Consider the following 19425-nt stretch of genomic DNA (forward strand, 5'->3'; position numbering starts at 1 on the left):
AAGGGCTACGTCTCCAAGCACCTCGACGCCTTCCTGGCCGACCACGGCCTGACCCTGCTGCGGCCCAGCTACCGCAACCTCAAGCCCCGGCCCGGCGAACAACTCCTCAAGCCGATCCGGCAGCTCATCGAGTCGGTCAACGACACCCTCAAGGGCCAGCTCGACCTCGAACGCCACGGGGCCAGGACCCCAGCCGGAGTCCTGGCCCGCGTCGGACAACGCATCCTCGCCCTCACCGCCGCGATCTGGCACAACCGGACCAACGGAACACCGCTGACCAGGTCATTGATCGCCTACGACAACTGACCCGGACTTCGGACTCAATCGTCTAGGGGCCGGCGCCGTCCCCGTGCGTCGCGGCGCGCGCCGTTGGATCCTTGAGGTATCGGAAGGGGCCGTGCCTCGGTTCCGCGCGGCCCGACGGTGCGAGGAGGCAGACCATGAGCCGCACTCTGGAGTGGACGGTCGGCGTGGAAGTGGTGGAGGACAACGGCAGGACCAAGGCCGAGGCCCGGCTCAGCACCGGCACGACGACCCTGACGGGTCACGGCTCCGCCCGGTGCAACCCGGCGGACGTGGACGTACCGGCGATCGGCGACGAGCTCGCCGCGAGCCGCGCGATGAAGGACCTGGCGGGCAAGCTCATGCGGGAGGCCAACCGGGACATGGAGGCCGTCGGCGCCGGGACCGTGCCCCAGCGCACCGGCCCGGGCTACGGCTGGCCGGAGGCGGTCTCCTGACGTCCCCGCCGACAGGACCCGCGGCCCGGATCCGCGCCGGCCGGACCGCGGACCGCGGCGGGACTCGCAGCGGCGGGCCCCGCCGCCCTCGGGGTGCCCCGCCGGTCGTCCCCGTCCGCGCCCGCTAGGGCTTCCCGTCCCCGCCCTCGTTCTCGTCCTCGTGAACCAGGCGGTCCACGACCTCCACGACCCCGTCCACGGTCTCGCACAGGCGTACCAGGACCGGGCCGAGCCCGCGTCGCTCCAGCGTGCCGCTGAGGGTCACTCGGCCCTCCTCGACGTCGATGTGCACGGCCGAGGGGGAGAGGCGGAGGATGCGGACGAGGACGTCCTCGCGGATCTCCTCCTGGATCGAGCGGTCGCGCCGCAGGAAGAGCTGGAGGAGGTCGCTGCGGCTCAGCACCCCGATCAGCCGGCCGTCCGCGTCCACCACCGGCAGTCGCTTGACACGGTGCCGTTCCATCAGGCGGGCGGCCTCGACGGCCGTCCAGGAGGGGCGGGCGGTGACGACGGGGCTCGTCATCATGGCCTCGGCGGTGCTGGGCCCGTCCTTGGCGGTGTGCCGGCGCAGGAGGTCGGCCTCCGAGACGACGCCCACCGGCCGGTCGTCGTCGTCGACGACCGGGACGGCGGTGATGCCGTACTCGTCGAGGAGCCGCGCGATCTCCTTGAACGAGGTCCCGCGCTGCACCGCTACCGCGGTCGGCGTCATCAGGTCCGCGACACTGCGGTGCCTCATCGTCCGTTCCGTCCCTTCTGCGTTCCGGATCCCATGGTCCCGCACCGTGGCCGCGGCTCGCACGAGGGGGCGGGGGAGTGGCGGGAAACGGGGGTGGAAAGGGGGGCGTGACAGGGGCTTGTGGGCATGACGCGTCCATGGTTACCTCCGGTAAGTCATCGTCGCGCCACGGAAGAAGGACCCCCCATGCCCTCTCCCCGTACGTCCGGGACCCGCCGCCTGCTCGGGGCCCTCGCCGTCTCCCTCGCCCTCGTGACCGCGTCCGCGGGCGCCGGTTCCGCATCCGCCCCGGAGCCGGCACCGGCCGCGGGCCCGGCCGCCTCCGCGGGGCTGCGCGAGGTGATGTTCGTCGGCAACAACTGGGACGGCACCGCCGATGTCATCGCCTCCCACGGAGACTTCCGCCGCATCGGCCGCGTCAACGTCGTCCCCGACAAGGAACAGCGGCTGCGCGAGATCTACCTCAACCCGATCCGGCTCGCCTACTTCCTCGGCGTCCGCAGCGGACCGGGCGAGGGCCACGACCAGTTCGTCGACGACATGTACGCCACCCCCGACGGCTCCGCCATGGTCGTCTCCCGGCCCAGCTTCGCCGACGTCGTGTCGCTCGACGTGCGGACCGGACGCGTCAACTGGCGCTTCCCCGTCGCCGGTTACCGGGCCGACCACATGGCCGTCTCGCCCGACGGCAGCAGGGTCGCGGTCTCCGCCTCGACGGCGAACACGGTGCACGTCCTCGACATCGCCACCGGTCGCGAGCTCGGCTCCTTCAAGACGGGCGACAAGCCGCACGAGAACGTCTTCACCTCCGACGGCCTGCTCTGGAACATGTCCATCGGCGAGGTCACCACCGCCCTCGACGCCCCCTGGCTCGACTGGTCCAAGGGCGACCGGAAGATCACCGTCGTCGACGCCGCCACCTTCCGCACCGTCCGTGTCATCGACATGCGCGACCGCCTCGACGCCTTCGGGCGCGGCGACCTCTCCGACGCCGTCCGTCCGCTCGTCTTCACGCCGGACGAGAAGAAGATCTACTTCCAGGTCTCGTTCCTCAACGGCTTCCTGGAGTACGACGTCGCGTCCGACCGCGTCACCCGTCTCAAGAACCTCCCCGGAAACCCGGCGACCGACCCCGACCGCACCACCTGGGTCAACGACTCCCGCCACCACGGCCTGTCGATCAGCCCCGACGGCGCCAAGCTCTGCGTCGCCGGGACGATGGACGACTACGTCACCGTCGTCGACCGGGAGACCCTCACGCAGGGCCCGCTCGTCCCGGCCTCCAAGCCGTACTGGGCGACCGTCAGCGGCGACGGCCGCTCCTGCGTCATCTCCGAGAGCGGCACCGACCGGGTCACCGCCGTCGACTTCGCGACCGGACAGCGGGTGGCCTCCGTGGACGTCGGGGACCACCCCCAGCGCGTCCGGCTCGCCCGCGTCCCCGCCGACTGGACCGGCCCCGAGGCCGGCTGACACCCGTCGACACCCACCCCGACACCCCGCGAAGGACATCGTGAAGAGAACGCTCCTGGGGGCCGCGCTCGTCGCGGCCCTCCTGGCCGCCGGAACCACGGCGGCCCCCGCGACCCCCGTTCCCGCGCCGACAGCGGCCGGGCCCGGCTCCGCGGCGGCCACCGCCCTCGCCGACAGCTGGCAGCCGCCCCTCAGCACCCGCGGACGGTACGTCGTGGACGCGAACGGCGACCGCTTCAAACTCGTGTCGGGCAACTGGCACGGCGCGCAGGGCTCGTGGACCGGATCGGGCGACCAGGCCGACCCCGCGAGCCACAACGCCGGCGAGAAGTCGGACCAGATGCCCCTCGGCCTCGACCGCGTGCCGGTCGCGACGATCCTCGCCGACTTCCACGCCCTCGGCATCAACAGCATCCGGCTGCCGTTCTCCAACGAGATGCTCCACGACCAGCGGCCCGTCCCGGACGCGGCCGTCGCCGCCAACCCGCAGCTGCGCGGCAGGACCCCGCTCCAGGTTTTCGACGCCGTGGTCGCCGCCACGACCGCCGAGGGCTTCGCCGTCGTCCTGAACAACCACACCACCACCTCCCGCTGGTGCTGCGGCCTCGACGGCAACGAACGCTGGAACACCAGCCAGACGACCGCCCAGTGGGAGAACGACTGGCTGTTCATGGCCAGGCGCTACAAGGAGAACAAGCGGGTCGTCGGCGCCGACCTCTACAACGAGGTCCGGCGCACCGTCACCGACGACGCCAACTGGGGCTGGGGCGACGACCACGACTGGTGGACGGCCACCCAGCGCCTCGGCGACCGGCTCCTCACCGAGGCGAACCCGGACCTCCTCGTCATCGTCGAGGGCATCAACTGGCAGGGGATCCCGACCGACGTCACCCCGCACTGGCGGCCCACCCTGGAACCCGCCCGCACCCTCTCGCACACGCTCGTCGCCTCGGACAAACTCGTCTACTCGGCCCACTTCTACGGCTACACCGGTCCGAACCACACCGGCGCGACGGGCACCGGCGAGACCCACGACTGGCGGTACCAGGAGCTCTCCCGCGACGAGCTCTTCGCGACCCTCTCCCGCCAGGCCTTCTTCGTCGCCTCCGACACGGGACGGCACTACACGGCGCCCCTGTGGATCAGCGAGTTCGGCATCGGCGCCGACGAGACCGACCCGAAGGCGCGCGCCTGGTTCACGAACTTCGTCGACCACCTCGTCGCGAACGACACCGACTTCGCGTACTGGCCGCTCGTCGGCTTCACCGGCCACGGACGCTGGAAGCTCCTCGACTACGACACCGAGGGCCGCCGTTCCGGCGTCCTCGACGGCTCCGACTGGCGCGCCGACGACTGGAACCGGCTGGTCGCCGCCTCCGGCAGGACCGGACCCGTGCCGGCCGCCGACACCTGGCGCATGCTGAACCTCGACCACGCCGACGCCGTGCAGTCCCTCCGGGCCCGGGCCCGGGGCGACTGGGACCAGGGCGCCCGCAAGGGCGTCTGCCCCGACGGCCTGCGGCTCGTCGGCCTCGCCCACCGCGACGGCCGCGGCCTCTGCACGGACACCGGCGCCGTCCGGCTCGCCGACCCCGCGGGCGGGTTCACCGTCGTGACCGACGAACGGTACGTCAGGGAAGGCGACTGGGCCGGCGGCTACAGCAAACTCCAGTGCCCGCGCGACCGGTTCGCCGTCGGCTACAGCGTGCGCGGCCAGGCGGTCTCCGCGGTCCTGTGCGCGGCCGCCGGCCGTCCCCTCCCGGTGACCGGCCGCACGCTCTGGTTCGACCGCGGCGACAACCGCCCGGCCGGCGGGCCCGGCGGGGAGTTCGCCCAGGGGAACCACAAGGGGCAGTGCTCCGACCGCGAGTACGTGGCCGGGATCGCCTTCACCGGCGCGTGGGCCAAGGGCAAGACGCCCGACGCCCTGCTCTGCCGGACCCTGTAGCGCGTACGGGCAAGAGAGAAGGGGCCTGCCGGATCCTGGATCCGGCAGGCCCCTTCGCCCGGTGCGCTCAGGACCTGTTCACCGACACCTCGACGAGCGAATAGCCCCAGCCCGTCGCCCTGCGGGCGCCGTGGATCCGTACGTACCGGGCCGACTGCGAGGCGAACTCGGCGGTGTCGTAACCGCCGTCGCCCGCCTGCGTGGACCACGCGGTCCGCCAGGTGCCGCCGTCTTCCGACAGCTCGATCCGGTACTCACGGGCGTACGCCTGCTCCCAGTCGATCGTGACCTTGCCGACCCGGTGCACCGATCCGAGGTCCACCTGCCACCACTGGTCGTCCGACCACTCACTGGCCCAGCGCGTCCCCGTGTCGCCGTCGACCGCGCGTCCCGGCGCGAAGCTGACGAAGGGGTTCCACCACTCCGACGTGCTCGCGGCCGTCGGCCGCCCGGCGGCGAGGTTCACCGCGGACTCGTGGTCCTCGGTCCGCTTCCACGTCGTCAGGTACGACTCCGCTCCCCGCGACAGCTCGTCCACGACGCCCGGGCCGCCCGCGCTCAGGCGGATCTGCTCGATCCAGTCCGGAACCAGGCCGTTGTGCGCCGCGCCGTCCGTGTTGAGGTCCCAGGTGCGCTCACCCGTGACCTGGCGGTCGAGCACCGAACCGCCGTCGAAGCTGCGGAAGGGGTACTTCACGGCGTTCGGCGCGTCGTTCCCGACCGGGCCCGGCCAGCCGCCGACCCCGTTCATGTCGGTGCCGTAGCCGAACCCGACCCCGTACTTCCTCCGCAGCTCCGCCTTCTGCGCGGCCTCGCCGACGAAGCCCTCGGCACCGTGCATGTACGAGGCCGCGAACCCGCCCAGCCGGTAGAGCCGCTCGGTCCAGTCCAGGTCCATCCAGCTGTGGCTGGAGAGGACGCCCGGGTACTCCTCGGCCTCCAGGATGTCGAGCGCGCGCCCGGCGGCCTTGACGCTCATGTGGTCCAGCTCCAGCATCATGCCGCGCTGGATCATGCCCTTCAGGGCGTACTCGCCGAGCCGGGTCAGACCGCGGGTGTTGCACTTGGCGTCGGAGGCGTACGAGGGGACGCTCACCCCGGCGGGCAGCTTCTCGGCCATCGCGGCCGGCGCGGCGGCGAGACCGATGGGGTTGTCGTGCTGCGGGCCGGCGCACTTCTCGGTGGTCCAGAAGGTGCCGGTGGACAGGAACTGGCCGATGTTGACCGCCACGCCCGTCGTACCGCTGTCGAACCGGACGCCGCACAGCGCGTTGTCGAACTTGTGGCAGAGGAACATGCTGCGCACGCCGAGCGCGTACAGCTCGTCGAGGCCCTTGTCGATGTCCGCCTGGCCGCACTGCGCGATGTCGAGGAGCTGCTTGCAGCCGAAGGGTTCCGAGGTCTCCACGCCGAGGACGACCGCGAGCTTGCCCTGCTCGATCACCGAGCGGGCCTGGGCGGCGCTGGTGACGATCCGGAACCAGCCCTTGCCGGGGCCGCCGTACATGCCGTCGACGTAGTCCTGCATCTCGTACGTCTTGCGGGCCTCCAGGCGGATCGCGGTCATCTCGTCACAGCCGCGGTCCCGCGGCAGCAGGGAGCAGATGAGGCCGTTGGTCACCAGGTCGTTGACGAGGACCCGCTGGCCGCCGCGCCAGGCGCGCTCGACCCAGGCGTAGTAGTTCTGCTGGTGGCTGAGGGAGTTGTTGGCCGGCCAGTCCTTGAAGGTGGGCCAGCCGACCGGGTCGTGCTTCCCGTTGTCGCCGCCGGTGAGGTGCTCGAAGAGGGCGCCCGAGCCGTCCGGGTAGTGCTCGGGGCAGTCCTTGAGGGCGTCGGCGACGCCCGCGGCCGAGAACGGCTTGCCGCAGATCATCCGGCCGCCGAAGCCCTCGTTGGACATCAGGTGGTTGTGCGCGTCGACGAAGCCGCGCACCTTGCCCTGCGCGTCCGTTCCGGTGAACGGCGCGCCCGTGACGTTGATCTGCGAATCGGCGGCGGGGCGCGCGGCGGGGTCCCACCAGGTGCTGCCGGCGTCGGCGGCGGGGACCGGTCCGGCGCCGAACAGGACGGTGGCGAGGGCGATGAAGAGGGAGGCGAGGGCGAACCGGCCGCCCGCCCCTCGCTGTGATGGTCGATTCATGATCGGCGATGCCTTCGGTCGGGGGGATACCGGGCTTGGGCCGCCGGTGTTTCCTGCGGTAACAGCGGCTCGGCCCGAGGATCGCGAGGATCGACGAGCGAGTCAAGGGTCCGGGTCAAATGACCTGTTGGCTCGCGGGGGAGTCCCCCGGTCCGCTCAGTCCCCGATCAGTGCGACGAGTTGATCCGCCGTCAGGTCGAGGTGCCCGTCCGCCGCCCGTGCGTCGCCCAGCACCAGGAACTGCAGCGTCAACCCGTCGATCGCCGCCGCCAGATACCGCGCGAGCACCTCCACCGGCACCTTCGGCTCGACCCCCCGCGCCTCGCCGACCTGCTCGATCAGCGCCGCGGCCGACGCCACGTACTGGTCGTACTGCGCCCGTGCCAGGTGCTCGAACCCCGGCTCCCGCAAGGCGTACTGGGTCAGGTCGTACGTGAGCATGTGCTCGCCCGGATGTGCCGTCACATGGTCCCAGTACGTCTGCAGCGCCCCCCGCACGGTCTCCCGCAGGGTCGCCCCCGGTTCCACCTCCGACAACACCCTCGCCACGTAGTCGCCCGTGATGGTCTCGATCGCCGCTTCGAGCAGCGCCTGCTTCGACTCGAAGCAGTAGTGGAACACGCTCAGCGAGACTCCGGCCTCGGCGCAGATCGACCGCGTCGTCGTCCGCGCCACCCCGTCCCTGGTCATCGCCCTGATCGCCGCCTCGACCAGCTGCCTGCGTCGTTCGGCGGACGACATCCGCGCCATGGTTCCTCCTCGCGTCCGGCGCAAGGGTAACCGCAGCCTCCGCGCCCTTCCCCCCGCCGGTCCCGTGCGCCACGGGACCGGCGGAGCGGGCGGTCAGGGGGTGTACGGGGTGTCGCTGTGGTGCAGTTCGGTCAGGGTGGGCTCCGTCACGCGGTAGACGGCGGAGCGGCGGATCGTCACCACGGCCGACGGGTCGGAGTCCCCGCGCGTGAGGTAGACGACGGTGGCCTGGCGCGGGGCCGGCGAGGACACGTCGATCGACACCACGGGCGTGCGGTCGCCGAGCGAGGCGGCCGCGACGGGCACCGGCGCGCCGGCGTCGTTGCGCCAGGTGACGAGGCCGTAGAACTTGCCCGTGCCGCCGGTGGTGACCTTCACGGCCGCCACGGCGTCCTCCGCGGCGTCGCCCGTCATGTCCCCGATGCCGCACTGCGGCTGAAGCTCGATCACCACGCCGTCGCCCTCCCACCGTCCGTCGGTGAAGGCGACCGTCCCGTCCGGCGCGTCGGGGAAACGGAAGGACGCGGTCTGCAGCGGCGCGTTCCGCAGCTGGTCACACGTCAGCGCCCCCGTCGAGCCGTCCTTGCCCGGCTTCTTCGGCTTCTTCGACGTCGTCGGCGACGGCTTGGCCGATTCCTTGCCCTTGCCCTTGCCCGGGGCCTTCGAGGCGCCCGCGGACTTGCCGGGCCTGGAGTCCTTGCCTCCGCCGCCTCCCGTGTCCTGGCACCCCACCGTGACCGATGCCAGCGCCAGCGTCGCGATCAGCCATGTCGCCCGTGCCGCCCGGCTTCTCTTCCCGTTCACCGCAGGACCCCCTTGTGTCCGTCCGCGCCGTCCGTCCACCGTCCGGCAGGTCCGAAGACGCGCCGCTCCGCACCGCGGTTGCGGGTGCGGGGCAGTGGGGTGAACGACGCCCCGTGGCCGGTACTCGTCCCCGCCGCCGCGGCCGGTGAGCCGACCGCCCCGGGGCCGGGCTTCGGGGCGCGCGGCTCAGCCCCGGTCGTCCCTCTCCCGGTCCGGGTCCAGGACGTCACGCAGGGCCGCCACCGCGTGGGCGCGGTGCTCGTCGAGGCGGCGGACGACGGTGTCGGCGTCGCCGTCGCGGAGGGCGGCGAGGACGGCGCGGTGCTCGTCGACGGCCTGCGCGCGGTGCGGGGTGTCGGTGTAGTAGAGGGAGCGGTAGGCGTCCGTGGAGTCCCACAGGGTGGTGATGAGGCGGACGAGGCGGGGCATGCCGGAGGCCTCGACGAGGGTGAAGTGGAAGCGGCGGTTCGCCGCGGCCATGCCGGGCACGTCGCCGGCGTCCGCGGCGCGTTCCACCTCCTCCTGGACGCGTTCGAGCGCGGCGAGGGCGCCTTCGGGCATCCGCCGCACGGCGAGGCGCACCGCCTCCGTCTCCAGGAGTTCGCGGATCCGGTAGATCTCCTCCAGGTCGGCGAGCGAGAGCTCGGCGACGAAGTAGCCGCGGTGTATGTGGTGGACGACGAGGCCCTCGGCCTCCAGGGCCTTGAGGGCCTCGCGCAGCGGCACCCGGCTCACCTCGAAGCGGGCCGCCAGGACGTCCTGGACGATCTGGTCGCCCGGCTTCAGCTCCCCGGTGGTGATGGCGCGACGCAGTTCCTCCAGGACGAACTGCTGGGCGGTCTGCGGCCGCCGTTTCTGCACCGCGCTGCTCATCGCCTGTCGACCTTCCGTTCCTTCGTGTCGCCACCGGCGGGCCCGCCCGCCGGTGGCGCCCATCTTCCTATGGATTAGGGTCTGCGCGCGGGCCGTCCCAGGGCGGCGAGCAGCTCGTCGGTGTGCTCGCCGAGGCGCGGGGGAGCGGCGCGGTAGGACGGCGGGGTGGCGTCGAGCCGGATGGGGTTCACCACCTGCCCGGGGCCCGCCGCGGACTCCGGGACCCGTGGCGCGAGGCCCAGGCGGTCGGCGAGGCCGAAGGCGGCGGCGAGGTCGTTGATGGGGCCGCAGGGCACGCCGGCGGAGGTGAGTTCCCCGAACCAGTCGTCGGCGGTACGGGTGGCGAGCGGCCCGGCCAGGGCCGCGGCCAGGTCCTCGCGGTGGGCGACGCGGGCCGTGTTGCCGGCGAACCGGGGGTCGTCGGCCAGTTCCGGCCGGCCGAGCCGGTCGCAGAGGGTCCTGAACTGCCGGTCGTTGCCGACGGCGAGGACGAGCGGCCGGTCCTGGGCCTCGAAGACCTCGTACGGGGTGATGCTGGGGTGCCGGTTGCCCATCGCGCGCGGCACGACGCCGGCCCCGAGGTACGCGGCGGCCTGGTTGGTGAGCGCGGACAGCAGCGAGGTGAGGAGGGAGACCTCGACCCGCTGCCCCTCTCCGGTGAGGTCCCGGTGCCGCAGGGCGGCCAGCACGCCGAGGCCGGCGTGGAGGCCGGTGACGACGTCGACGAGGGCGACGCCCGCCTTCGTACCGCTGCCGCCCGGTTCGCCGGTCACGCTCATGAGGCCGCCCATGGCCTGGACGAGCAGGTCGTAGCCGGGCAGCCGGGCTCCCTCCGCGGTGCCGAAGCCGGTCACCGAGCAGTAGACGAGCCCGGGGTTGGCCGCCCGCACGTCCTCGTATCCGAGGCCGAGCTTCTCCATGGTGCCGGGACGGAAGTTCTCCACCAGGACGTCCGCGCGGTCCACGATCGCGCGGGCCGTGGCGAGGTCGCCGGGGTCGGTGAGGTCGAGCGAGACGGAACGCTTGTTGCGGTTCACCCCGAGGAAGTACGTGGCCTCCCCGTCGGCGAACGGCGGGCCCCACGCGCGGGTGTCGTCCCCCGAGCCGGGCCGCTCGATCTTGATCACGTCGGCGCCCAGGTCGGCGAGCAGCATCGTCATGTACGGCCCGGCGAGTACGCGCCCGAAGTCGGCGACGACGATCCCGGACAGGGCACCGCCTCCGGCGCTCCCCGGGGTGTCCGGCTGGTCTGCGCGCATGCGGCGCTCCCTCGCTCTCGCTGGTGGACGCCGGCCCGTCCGGCGATGGGATCCCCCCGGACCGTAGGGGGCGTGCGGCCGGTTTTCAATACTGGATCCAATATCCGATCGGGCGCTACGCTTCGGCTCGCCGAGTTGCCACAGTCGCCAGGAGGCCGTCCGTGAAGTCGCCGTCCACCCCCGTCCACCCCTTCGACCTGCTCGCCGTCGACGGACTGCTGACCGACGAGGAGCGGGAGATCCGCCGTACCGTCCGCGCCGTCGCCGACCGCGAACTGCGGCCGCACGTCGCCGGCTGGTTCGAGAAGGGCGAGATCCCGGCCCGCGAGCTGGCCCGCACCCTCGGCGGCACCGGCGTGCTCGGCATGCACCTGGAGGGCTACGGCTGCGCGGGCACCAACTCGGTCGCCTACGGCCTCGCCTGTCTGGAGCTGGAGGCCGTCGACTCCGGACTGCGCTCCCTCGTCTCCGTCCAGGGCTCCCTAGCCATGTACGCGATCTGGAAGTACGGCTCCGAGGAGCAGAAGCAGCGGTGGCTGCCGAAGATGGCGGCCGGCGAGTACATCGGCTGCTTCGGCCTCACCGAGCCCGACGCGGGCTCCGACCCGGGCGCGATGCGGACCAACGCCAAGCGGGACGGCTCCGACTGGGTGCTCAACGGCACCAAGATGTGGATCACCAACGGCTCCGTGGCCGACGTCGCCGTCGTCTGGGCCCGGACCGAGGACGGCGTCCGGGGCTTCCTCGTCCCCGCCGGCACCCCCGGCTTCAGCGCCCCCGAGATCAAGATGAAGCTCTCGCTGCGCGCCAGCGTCACCAGCGAACTGGTCTTCGAGGACGTCCGCCTGCCCGCCGACGCGATGCTGCCGGAGGCCCGCGGCCTCTCCGGTCCGCTCGGCTGCCTCAACGAGGCCCGCTTCGGCATCGTCTTCGGCGCGCTCGGCGCCGCCCGCGACTGCCTGGAGACGGCCATCTCCTACGCCCGCGACCGGGTCGTCTTCGCCCGCTCCCTCGCCTCGTACCAGCTGACCCAGCAGAAGCTCGCCGACATGGCCGTCGAACTCGGCAAGGGCATGCTGCTCGCCCTCCACCTGGGCCGCCTCAAGGACGCGGGCGCGCTCACCGCCGAGCAGGTCAGCGTGGGCAAGCTCAACAACGTGCGCGAGGCGATCGCGATCGCCCGCGAGTGCCGCACGATCCTGGGCGCCAACGGCATCACCCTGGAGTACCCGGTGCTGCGCCACGCCAACAACCTGGAGTCGGTGCTCACCTACGAGGGCACCAGCGAGGTCCACTCCCTGGTCATCGGCAAGGCGCTCACCGGCGAGCAGGCCTTCCGCTGACCGCCGGGCCGTCCGTGACGGTCAGCCGGCCGTCACCCGGTCGACGAAGGCGTCCAGGTTGCCCGTCAGTCGGGCGACCTGCTCCTCGACGGTGAGGGACTCCTCGTGGCGCCGGCCGCGCAGCTTCGGCTGCCGCCTGCCCCGTACGTAGAGCGAGCAGGCGAGGTCGGCGCAGAGGTAGATCCCGACCGTGTTGCCCTCGCGGCCGCGGCTCCCGGCCAGCGGCGCCACGAGGAGCGTGACGCCCGAGGACGCGTGTCCGGTCAGGCAGACCTGGCACATGCTCGACTTCACGGCGCTGGTCCGGCCGGTGGCCGGCACCCGCAGGGTCACGCCGAGCGGGCCTTCCTCGCGGGGAACGACCAGATGCGCGCGGAGCGGCGCGCCCGGGTCGACCCAGCCGAGGAAGTCCAGGTCCTCCCAGGGCAGTTCGGCGAAGTCGAGGGGCAGCTTCAGGCGGGCCGCCTCGCCCTTCGTGCAGTTCACGAAGGACGCGCGGATCTCTCGGTCGGTCAGTGCTTCCACTCGGTGGACCGTACACGGACCGCGTCCGCCAGGCATCCGAATATGCACCGGGCCGGGCCGGCTCAGGCCACCCAGTCCGGGAGCGCCGGGTCGGCGAAGCGGCCCGGGGCGCCGTCGAGGGCCGCGGCGAGGCGCTCCGCCGCCGACTCGTACACGTCCTCCGGCAGCGTGTACGGGATGCGGAGCCGGTGCTCGTGGGTGCCGGGGTCGACGCCGAAGCGGGCGCCGCCCTCGACGCGCACGCCGTGCCGCAGGGCGCGGGACGCGAGCGCGGAGGCGATCGGACGGCCGAGGTCGATCCACAGGCACATGCCGCCGGGCGGCAGGGTCCAGCGCCACTCCGGCACGTGCCGGGCGAGTGCATCGCTCAGCGCGGTCCGGCGCCGGCGCAACTGCTCGACGCGCCGGGGGACGATCTCGTCGAGGCGGTCCATCAGGGCGACGGCCACCAGCTGGTCCAGGACGGAGCCGGACAGGTCGGCGGTGATCCGGACCCGGGCCAGCTCGGTCACGACCCGGGACGAGGCCCGGGCCCAGCCGACCCGCAGCCCGCCCCAGCAACTCTTGCTGAGCGAGCCCACGGTGACGACCTGTTCCCCGTCGCCCCCGCCGGCCGCCGCCGCGAACGGGGCCGGCGCGGGCACGTCGAGGGCCATGTCGGTGAGCGTCTCGTCCACCACCAGCCACGTCCCGGTGGCCCGCGCGGCCCGCGCCAGCTCACGCCGCTGCTCCGGCGGCATGAGGTGCCCGGTCGGGTTGTGGAAGTCGGGGATGAGATAGGCCAGGCGCGGCGCGGTCTGCCGGAGCGCCGCGTCGACGAGTCCGGTGTCCCAGCCGCCCTCGGTCACCGGCACCGGCGTCACCCGGAGCATGCGGCCGCGCATCGCGTCGAGGGCGTTGGTGTACGAGGGGTTCTCGGCGAGCACCCGGTCGCCGGCCCGGCCGAGCAGCGTGAGGACGAGCGACAGCGCCTGCTGCGCGCCGGTGGTGACGAGGATCTGCTCGGGGCGGGTCGGCAGGCCCCGGGCCGTGTAGCGCTCCGCGACGGCCGCGCGCAGCACGGGCAGCCCGAAGGGGTGGTAGCCCTGGGCACCGGCGTAGCGGGGGAGTTCGAGGGCCGCCGCCGTCAGCGCGGCGGCCAGCTCCGACTCGGGGGCCTGGGGCGCGGCGAGGGCGAGGTCGATGGTGGCCCCCGACTCGTCCTGGAAGGCGCCCAGGGCGGTCGGCGCCTGCCCGTCGGGCAGTGCGGTCCAGGTGCCCGCGCCCCTGCGGCTGTGGGCGTACCCGCTCTCCCGGAGCAGGTCGTACGCCCCCGTCACCGTCGTCCGGCTCACCTGGAGCACCGCCGCGAGCTCCCGCTCGGCCGGCAGCCGCAGGCGCAGTGCCACCCGCCCGTCGAGGAGCGCTTCGCGCACGGCCCGCGCGAGCTCCCGGTACCCGAAGCGGCCCTCCGCAGGCGGGGTGAGGAGCGACGCGAGCTGGCGGCCCGTCAGGGTTCGGTCCGCTGTGTGGACCACGCGTGCCACTGCCATGCCAATCACTCCTCATTGGCTCTGCTGTCCGGGCCAATAAGACTACAGACTCCTGTCAGTGGCCTGGTGGCCACGTTCCATCCGGGAGAGGAGACGACCGATGTCCGAGCACTTCACCGACCGCGACGAGCGCAGGTGGCAGCTGCGGGCGGAAGAGCGAGTGACCCGCCCCCTGCCGGTCGGAGCGTGGCTCCGCGGCCTGCGTGCCTCCGCGGCGCGCGTCACCGCCGGCCGCGGCGGCCTGTCGCGGGGCGCCGCCGACCGCCGCACCGCCCCGCCCGTCGTCTGCGAACAGGCCTGACCGCCGGGCAGCCCGGCGGGAACCGGCCGAGGCCGCGGCGGCGCGGGGCCGGGGGCGAGCTCTCGGGCCGGCGGGTCACCGCCCGCCCCCGCCGGGCAGCCGGCGTGACCCCGGTGATGCGGAAGGGGCCGCCGGCCGCGCTTCCCGGGCCCGAAGGCCGGGGGCGCGGGCCGGCGGCCCCTGTGGTCCGCGGCCCGGTCAGGCGAGGGGAGCCGTTCGCGGGCCCGGTGCGGGCAGGGAGACCGAACCCGATCCCGGGGCCGGGGGCGACGAGGAGACCGACGGTGAGAGCGAGGACAGCGACGACAGCGGAGCCACCGGCCGGCCGGCCGAGGACGAGGCCGGCTGGTCGGGCGGCGACTGCTCCGCCGACCCGCTCGTCAGACCGGCCGAACCGTCCGTCGCGGGCCCTGAGTCCGGGGGCGACGACTCGTCCGAAGGCGACGAGGAACCGGTGGAGGGCGACGAGTCGGACGGCGTCGGCGACGACGTCGACGCGGACGGGGAGAGCGTCGCCGGGCACGGCGACGGGGTGACCCCGTTGCTGGGCGTCGGCGTCTGCGTGCCGGTCACCGTCACGCAGGGCACGGGGGACAGGGGGGAGGCCGACGTCGACGTCAGGGACGGCGAGGGCGAGGCCGAGGTGGACGGCGACACCGTGTCCGGCGGGGGAGGCGGCGGCGTGGGCTTGTCGTGCCGGCCCGTGTCGCCGTGCTTCCGTGCGAACCAGCCGTCGTCCTGGGGGTCGTACACGATGAAGACGTTCACGACCGTCACCGAGGGCGCCACCACGACGAGCTGGGAGGAGTCGTATCCCTGCCACGGCGTGCCGCTCGTCTTCGGCTGCTTCTGCGCCACCGGGTCCGTCAGGGGATTGCCGCAGGCGCAGCGCACCCGCGGCACCCCCCGGCCGTCGACCATGACGGCCGTCCCGGACTGGAGCACCGCCTGGTAGGTGGTGGCCGAGCCGTCCCGGTAACCGTGGTTGGTCACGCGGGTGTCGACCCGGAGCTGGAGCGGGGTCAGGGAGCGCAGATAGCCGGGCACCTCGTTCGCGGAGATGCCGACGACCGAGGCGAAGGCCGCGTTCTTCGCGGGCTCGCCGGAGAGGAAGCGCACCTGTTGCTCCACGTCGCAGCTCGCCACCGACTGCGTCCCGCCGTAGAGGCCGGGCGTCGACCCCCGCACCTCGGGGGTGGTCGACGCGGTGCGCGGCGGCAGCGAGGCCGGCGAGACGGAGCCGCCGCCGGTGCGGGCCGTCGAGGCCGTGAACGGGTCGGGGCCCGAGGCGGAGGCGTTCTGCAGGAAGACCTCGCCGCCGCCCGAGCCGGACGCCGAGCCGCCGCCGTCGGGGCGGTTGGTGAGGACGACGGCCAGGGCGGCCGCCGCCACCACGGCCGCGGTGACCGAGGCGACCTTGGGGACGGAACGCCACCAGGGGCCCTTGCCGCCGCCCCGCTCGGGGCCGCCGTCTCCGGAGCCGCCTCCGCCGGAGCCGCCTCCGCCCGGGCCGCCGCCTCCGCCCGAACCGCCCCCGGACCCGCCACGCGGGGGGCCGGAGGGCGGCGGCGGAGGGCCGCCGGTCCCGGGGCGTGTACTCGGGCCCGACAGGGGGCCGGAGGGGGGACCAGCGGGGGGAACCGACGGGGGGCCGGACGGCGGGTGGGAAGTCACTTTTTCCCCTTTCTTCCGTTCCGGGGCCATTGTGTGCGCCGACCGGGGTCCGCCCGCAAGCGGAAGCGTGACCCTCCGCGAAGGCAGCAGCTCCAGGGCCCGGAGGCACCGGCCCCGTCCGCGACCGGAAAAGCCGCCACCGGCCCCACGCATCGACGCCATCGGCACCGCGGACCGCCGCCAGCGGCCCCACGCATCGACGTCGCCGGTACTGCGGACCGACGTCGCCGGTACTAGCGTGGTCAGGGTGAGCAGTCGGCTCCCCACCTCCACGCGGCCCGCCGCGTCCACCGGGCTCGTCGCCCGCATCGCGCTCCAGGCCCTGGCGGCCGTCGTCGCCGGGTATGTCGCGATGGCCGTCACCGCCGGGCTCGGCCTCTGGGCCGCGGGCGCCGCGGACCTGCCCGGCGGCTTCACCGCCGTCCTCGCCGCGGTCGTCGTCATGGCGGCCGGCGGCAAGATCCAACTCGCCGGCGACGCCGGCTCCCTGGCGGGCACCCACGCCGAACTGACCGCCATGCCCCTCACCGTCACCCTGGTGGGCGCACTCGTCACCGGCTTCTGCTTCCTGCGCCCCCTGCGCCACCACGCGGTCGCGGGCACCCGTGAACTCCTGCTCCGCGCGGCGAGCGTGGTTGTCCTCTGGCTCGTGGCCCTCCTCGGCCTCTCGGCCCTCGCCCGGCACGACTTCCCGATCACCATCGGAGGCGGCGACGAAGGGCAGAGCTCCCTGACGGACCTGTTCGGCGAGCTGCTCGACGCCGTGAACCCCACCGTCGGCTTCCGCACCGACGTCGGACCGACGCTCTTCTACGGGCTCCTGTGGATCCTCGGCGTGCTCGCCGTCGCCCTCCTCGTCTCCCGCCGTACGCCCCTGCCGCCGCGGCTCGTCCGCTACCACGAACCCGTACGCCCCGCCGCCTTCGCGATGCTGCTCCTGCTCCTCGCGTACGTGGCGGTGGGCCTGGTCATCGGCATCGTCGTCGCCGCGACGAAGGGACACCTGGCGGAGACCCTCGCCGTGCTCCTCCTCGGCCTGCCGAACGTCTCCTGGCTCGCCCTCGGCGTGGGCATCGGCGGTTCCTGGGAGGGCAAGGTGGAGGGCCCGTTCGGCCTGCCCATGCCCCAGGTCCTCGACGCCGTCCTGCGCGGCGGCGGCGACAGCCCCGACCTCTCGACCGTCGACCTGTCCTCGCTGGCCGAGCAGGACGCGCGCGCGTGGTGGCTGCTGCCCATCGCCGCCGTCCTGCTCCTCGCCGTGGCCTTCCTGGCGGCCGTACGCTCCCCGGCCCGGACGCGGCTCTGGCAGCACTCCCTGCACCTGGGCGTCGCGTTCGCCCTCACCATGCTCGTCGTCACCCCCCTCACCCTGGTCGAGGCCCGCTTCGGCCTCTCGATCCTGGGCATCGGCGACCTGGACTCGCTCGGCGGCGAGGTCGTCCTGCGTCCGGACGTCTGGAAGACGGTCGGCCTCGCCCTCCTGTGGGGGCTCGTCTGCGGCTTCCTCGGCGGCCTGCTCGCCGCCCGCGTCCACCGGAAGGGCGAGGTGGGTTCCCCGCCGCCGAAGTGAACGGCGGCTCCGCCGCTCACAGCTCCCGGAACACCGGCCGCGCCCACGCCGGCGGCTCCGGTGGCGGCCCGAGCACCGGGGGGCCCTTGGTCACGACCGGCCCGGTCCCGCCCGCGACGAGTGCGACCCGCAGCGCGGCGACGAACTCCAGGCAGGTCCCGTACCGCTCCTCGGGCGTCTTCGCCAGCGCCTTCGCGAAGACCGCGTCGGCGGCCTCCGGCAGCCCGGGACGGACCTCGGAGAGCGGCGGCGGGGGATCGTACTGCTGCGCCCAGAGCACCGCCCAGTCGGTTTCACGGCGGAACGGCGGCGCCCCCACGAGGGTCTCGAACACCACGCACGCCAGGCTGTACACGTCGCAGCGGCCGTCCACCGGCTTGCCGGAGATCTGCTCCGGGGCCACGTAGTCCAGCGTGCCGACGAACTCGCCCACCGTCGTGAACCCGGTCAGCGACAGCGACTTCTTCGTCAGTCCGAAGTCGGTCAGGTAGACGTGCTCCGGATGGTCGCGGTCGGTGCCCTCGGCCACCAGGATGTTGCCGGGCTTCACGTCCCGGTGGACCAGGTCGTGCGCGTGCGCCGCGTCCAGCGCCGAGGCCACCTGCACGGCGATCCGGCACGCCGTCACGGGCGGCAGCGGACCCTCGCGGTCGAGCAGGGCCACCAGGTCCTGCCCGGCCACGTACCGCATCGCGATGTACAGCACGCCCTCCGTCTCGCCGGCCTCGAAGACCGGCACGATGTGCGGGTGGTCGATCGAGGCGGCGACCCGCGACTCGTGTGCGAAACGCTTGCGGAAGGTGTCGTTGCGGGCCAGCTCGGGGGCGAGCAGCTTCAGTGCCACCGTCCGGTCGAGCCGCAGGTCCCGTGCCCGGTACACGACGGCCATGCCGCCGCGCCCGATCTCGCCCTCCACGCGGTAGCCCGCGATCTCCTTGCCGAGGAGCCCCGAGGGCCGCCCCGCCGGAAGCTCGGCGTCGCTGCGCGCGCCGCCCGCCATCACCCGTCACCCGCCGTCCCCGGCGGCCGCACGATCCGGGTCGGCGGCGGCCCGGCCGCGGCGGCGGGACCGACCTGGGGCACCACCTGCGTCGGCTCGTACCCGGCGGGCGCGGCGGCGGCCCGCTCGCCCTCCGGGCCGGGCTCCGCCGGCGCCGCCGAGGGCGGCAGGGGGGCCCGCGCCGCGGCCGAGGGCGCCGCCGACGCGGCGTACGTGCTCAGGCCGAGCCCGTCGCAGTACACCCAGCGCTCGTGCTCCGCGTCGTACAGCCACACGGACTCGCCGTCGACGACCATGCCGACGCGCAGGCCGCGGGTCCGCAGCCGGAAGTTCTCGCCGTCCAGACGGCCCGCGCCCAGCTCCTCCGCCGCTCGGCGGTACCTGCCGAGCGCGTCCTCGGCACGGGCGATCAGCGGCCTCGGGTCGGCGGTCCTGGCGGCGGGCCGGCCCGCCGCCGGCGGATCCTCGGGAACGCTGACGAGCAGGCGCGCGTCGACCCACGCGGTCCAGCCGTTGGAGCACAGCACCCGTCCCCAGTCACCGGCCCGCTCCTCCAGACGCACCGGCAGGAACGCGTCGAGCGGCGACGTGGGCAGCCCCGGGTCCGGCGCCTCCCAGGCGGCGAGACCGTCGCGCGGCACCACGTGGGTGGGCCGGAAGTCCGGCAGGTAATCGGGTACGGGAAAGCTCACGGACCCTCCTCCGCTACGGCGGCGCCCGCGGCCCCGCCTCCGCTGCGCGGGAACTCACGACC

Annotated in this window: 16 protein-coding genes and 2 pseudogenes; 7 read left to right on the forward strand and 11 right to left on the reverse strand. The window is 73.8% G+C overall.

Going from position 1 to position 19425, the window contains the following annotated elements:
- Positions 1 to 306 (forward strand): annotated as a pseudogene (locus AC067A_RS26250) (IS982 family transposase); the annotation flags it as partial.
- A gap of 134 nt (positions 307 to 440) precedes the next feature.
- Positions 441 to 740, forward strand: coding sequence for a dsRBD fold-containing protein (locus AC067A_RS26255; RefSeq protein ID WP_017237824.1), 300 nt, complete (start codon positions 441 to 443; stop codon positions 738 to 740).
- 124 nt (positions 741 to 864) lie between these two features.
- Here AC067A_RS26255 and AC067A_RS26260 read toward each other — a convergent pair whose 3' ends face one another.
- The gene (locus AC067A_RS26260) at positions 865 to 1479 is read right to left on the reverse strand and encodes a CBS domain-containing protein (protein ID WP_479244945.1); all 615 of its coding nucleotides are present in this window, start codon (positions 1477 to 1479) and stop codon (positions 865 to 867) included.
- A 186-nt stretch (positions 1480 to 1665) separates the two neighbouring features.
- Here AC067A_RS26260 and AC067A_RS26265 point away from each other — a divergent pair, with 186 nt between their 5' ends.
- Together AC067A_RS26265 and AC067A_RS26270 are read left to right on the forward strand one after the other, a co-directional pair.
- On the forward strand, positions 1666 to 2952 hold the full coding sequence (locus AC067A_RS26265) for a YncE family protein (protein WP_479244946.1): 1287 nt from the start codon (positions 1666 to 1668) through the stop codon (positions 2950 to 2952).
- Positions 2953 to 2992: 40 nt separating this feature from the next.
- The gene (locus AC067A_RS26270; protein WP_479244947.1) at positions 2993 to 4900 is read left to right on the forward strand and encodes a glycoside hydrolase family 5 protein; all 1908 of its coding nucleotides are present in this window, start codon (positions 2993 to 2995) and stop codon (positions 4898 to 4900) included.
- 67 nt (positions 4901 to 4967) lie between these two features.
- On the opposite strand, the gene AC067A_RS26275 is transcribed toward AC067A_RS26270, so the two are convergent.
- The 5 genes from AC067A_RS26275 to AC067A_RS26295 form a co-directional block, all read right to left on the reverse strand.
- On the reverse strand, positions 4968 to 7040 hold the full coding sequence (locus AC067A_RS26275) for a galactose-binding domain-containing protein (RefSeq protein ID WP_479244948.1): 2073 nt from the start codon (positions 7038 to 7040) through the stop codon (positions 4968 to 4970).
- Positions 7041 to 7196: 156 nt separating this feature from the next.
- Positions 7197 to 7790, reverse strand: a complete 594-nt coding sequence (locus AC067A_RS26280) for a TetR/AcrR family transcriptional regulator (protein WP_479244949.1) — start codon at positions 7788 to 7790, stop codon at positions 7197 to 7199.
- A 93-nt stretch (positions 7791 to 7883) separates the two neighbouring features.
- Entirely contained in the window at positions 7884 to 8594 is a 711-nt protein-coding gene (locus tag AC067A_RS26285; protein ID WP_479244950.1) for a hypothetical protein, read from the reverse strand.
- Between the two features lie 186 nt (positions 8595 to 8780).
- A complete protein-coding gene (locus tag AC067A_RS26290; RefSeq protein WP_479244951.1) occupies positions 8781 to 9467 on the reverse strand; it encodes a GntR family transcriptional regulator in 687 nt (228 codons plus the stop codon).
- Between the two features lie 74 nt (positions 9468 to 9541).
- Positions 9542 to 10726 (reverse strand): CaiB/BaiF CoA transferase family protein, encoded by a 1185-nt coding sequence (locus AC067A_RS26295; RefSeq protein ID WP_479244952.1) that lies wholly within the window; start codon positions 10724 to 10726, stop codon positions 9542 to 9544.
- Between the two features lie 161 nt (positions 10727 to 10887).
- Here AC067A_RS26295 and AC067A_RS26300 point away from each other — a divergent pair, with 161 nt between their 5' ends.
- On the forward strand, positions 10888 to 12069 hold the full coding sequence (locus tag AC067A_RS26300; RefSeq protein ID WP_479244953.1) for an acyl-CoA dehydrogenase family protein: 1182 nt from the start codon (positions 10888 to 10890) through the stop codon (positions 12067 to 12069).
- Positions 12070 to 12090: 21 nt separating this feature from the next.
- On the opposite strand, the gene AC067A_RS26305 is transcribed toward AC067A_RS26300, so the two are convergent.
- Together AC067A_RS26305 and yczR are read right to left on the reverse strand one after the other, a co-directional pair.
- Positions 12091 to 12630: an FBP domain-containing protein gene (locus AC067A_RS26305; RefSeq protein WP_479244954.1), complete on the reverse strand. Its 540-nt coding sequence runs from the start codon at positions 12628 to 12630 to the stop codon at positions 12091 to 12093.
- 26 nt (positions 12631 to 12656) lie between these two features.
- Positions 12657 to 14126 (reverse strand): MocR-like transcription factor YczR, encoded by a 1470-nt coding sequence (gene yczR, locus AC067A_RS26310; RefSeq protein ID WP_479244955.1) that lies wholly within the window; start codon positions 14124 to 14126, stop codon positions 12657 to 12659.
- 100 nt (positions 14127 to 14226) lie between these two features.
- Here yczR and AC067A_RS26315 point away from each other — a divergent pair, with 100 nt between their 5' ends.
- Positions 14227 to 14427, forward strand: a complete 201-nt coding sequence (locus AC067A_RS26315) for a hypothetical protein (protein WP_479244956.1) — start codon at positions 14227 to 14229, stop codon at positions 14425 to 14427.
- A 348-nt stretch (positions 14428 to 14775) separates the two neighbouring features.
- On the opposite strand, the pseudogene AC067A_RS26320 reads toward AC067A_RS26315, so the two are convergent.
- Positions 14776 to 16131, reverse strand: a pseudogene (locus AC067A_RS26320) (DUF6777 domain-containing protein); the annotation flags it as partial.
- A 208-nt stretch (positions 16132 to 16339) separates the two neighbouring features.
- On the opposite strand from AC067A_RS26320, the gene AC067A_RS26325 reads away from it, so the two are divergent.
- On the forward strand, positions 16340 to 17671 hold the full coding sequence (locus AC067A_RS26325) for a streptophobe family protein (RefSeq protein ID WP_479244957.1): 1332 nt from the start codon (positions 16340 to 16342) through the stop codon (positions 17669 to 17671).
- A 16-nt stretch (positions 17672 to 17687) separates the two neighbouring features.
- Here the strand turns inward: AC067A_RS26325 and AC067A_RS26330 are convergent, their stop codons facing one another.
- Together AC067A_RS26330 and AC067A_RS26335 are read right to left on the reverse strand one after the other, a co-directional pair.
- Positions 17688 to 18671 carry a serine/threonine-protein kinase gene (locus AC067A_RS26330; protein WP_479244958.1) on the reverse strand — a complete coding sequence of 328 codons (984 nt, stop codon included), beginning with the start codon at positions 18669 to 18671 and terminating at the stop codon, positions 17688 to 17690.
- Entirely contained in the window at positions 18671 to 19363 is a 693-nt protein-coding gene (locus tag AC067A_RS26335) for a hypothetical protein (protein ID WP_479244959.1), read from the reverse strand. The genes AC067A_RS26330 and AC067A_RS26335 overlap by 1 nt, the downstream gene beginning before the upstream one ends.
- Positions 19364 to 19425: the final 62 nt, after the last annotated feature.

Source organism: Streptomyces sp. NPDC043176 (assembly GCF_056436715.1).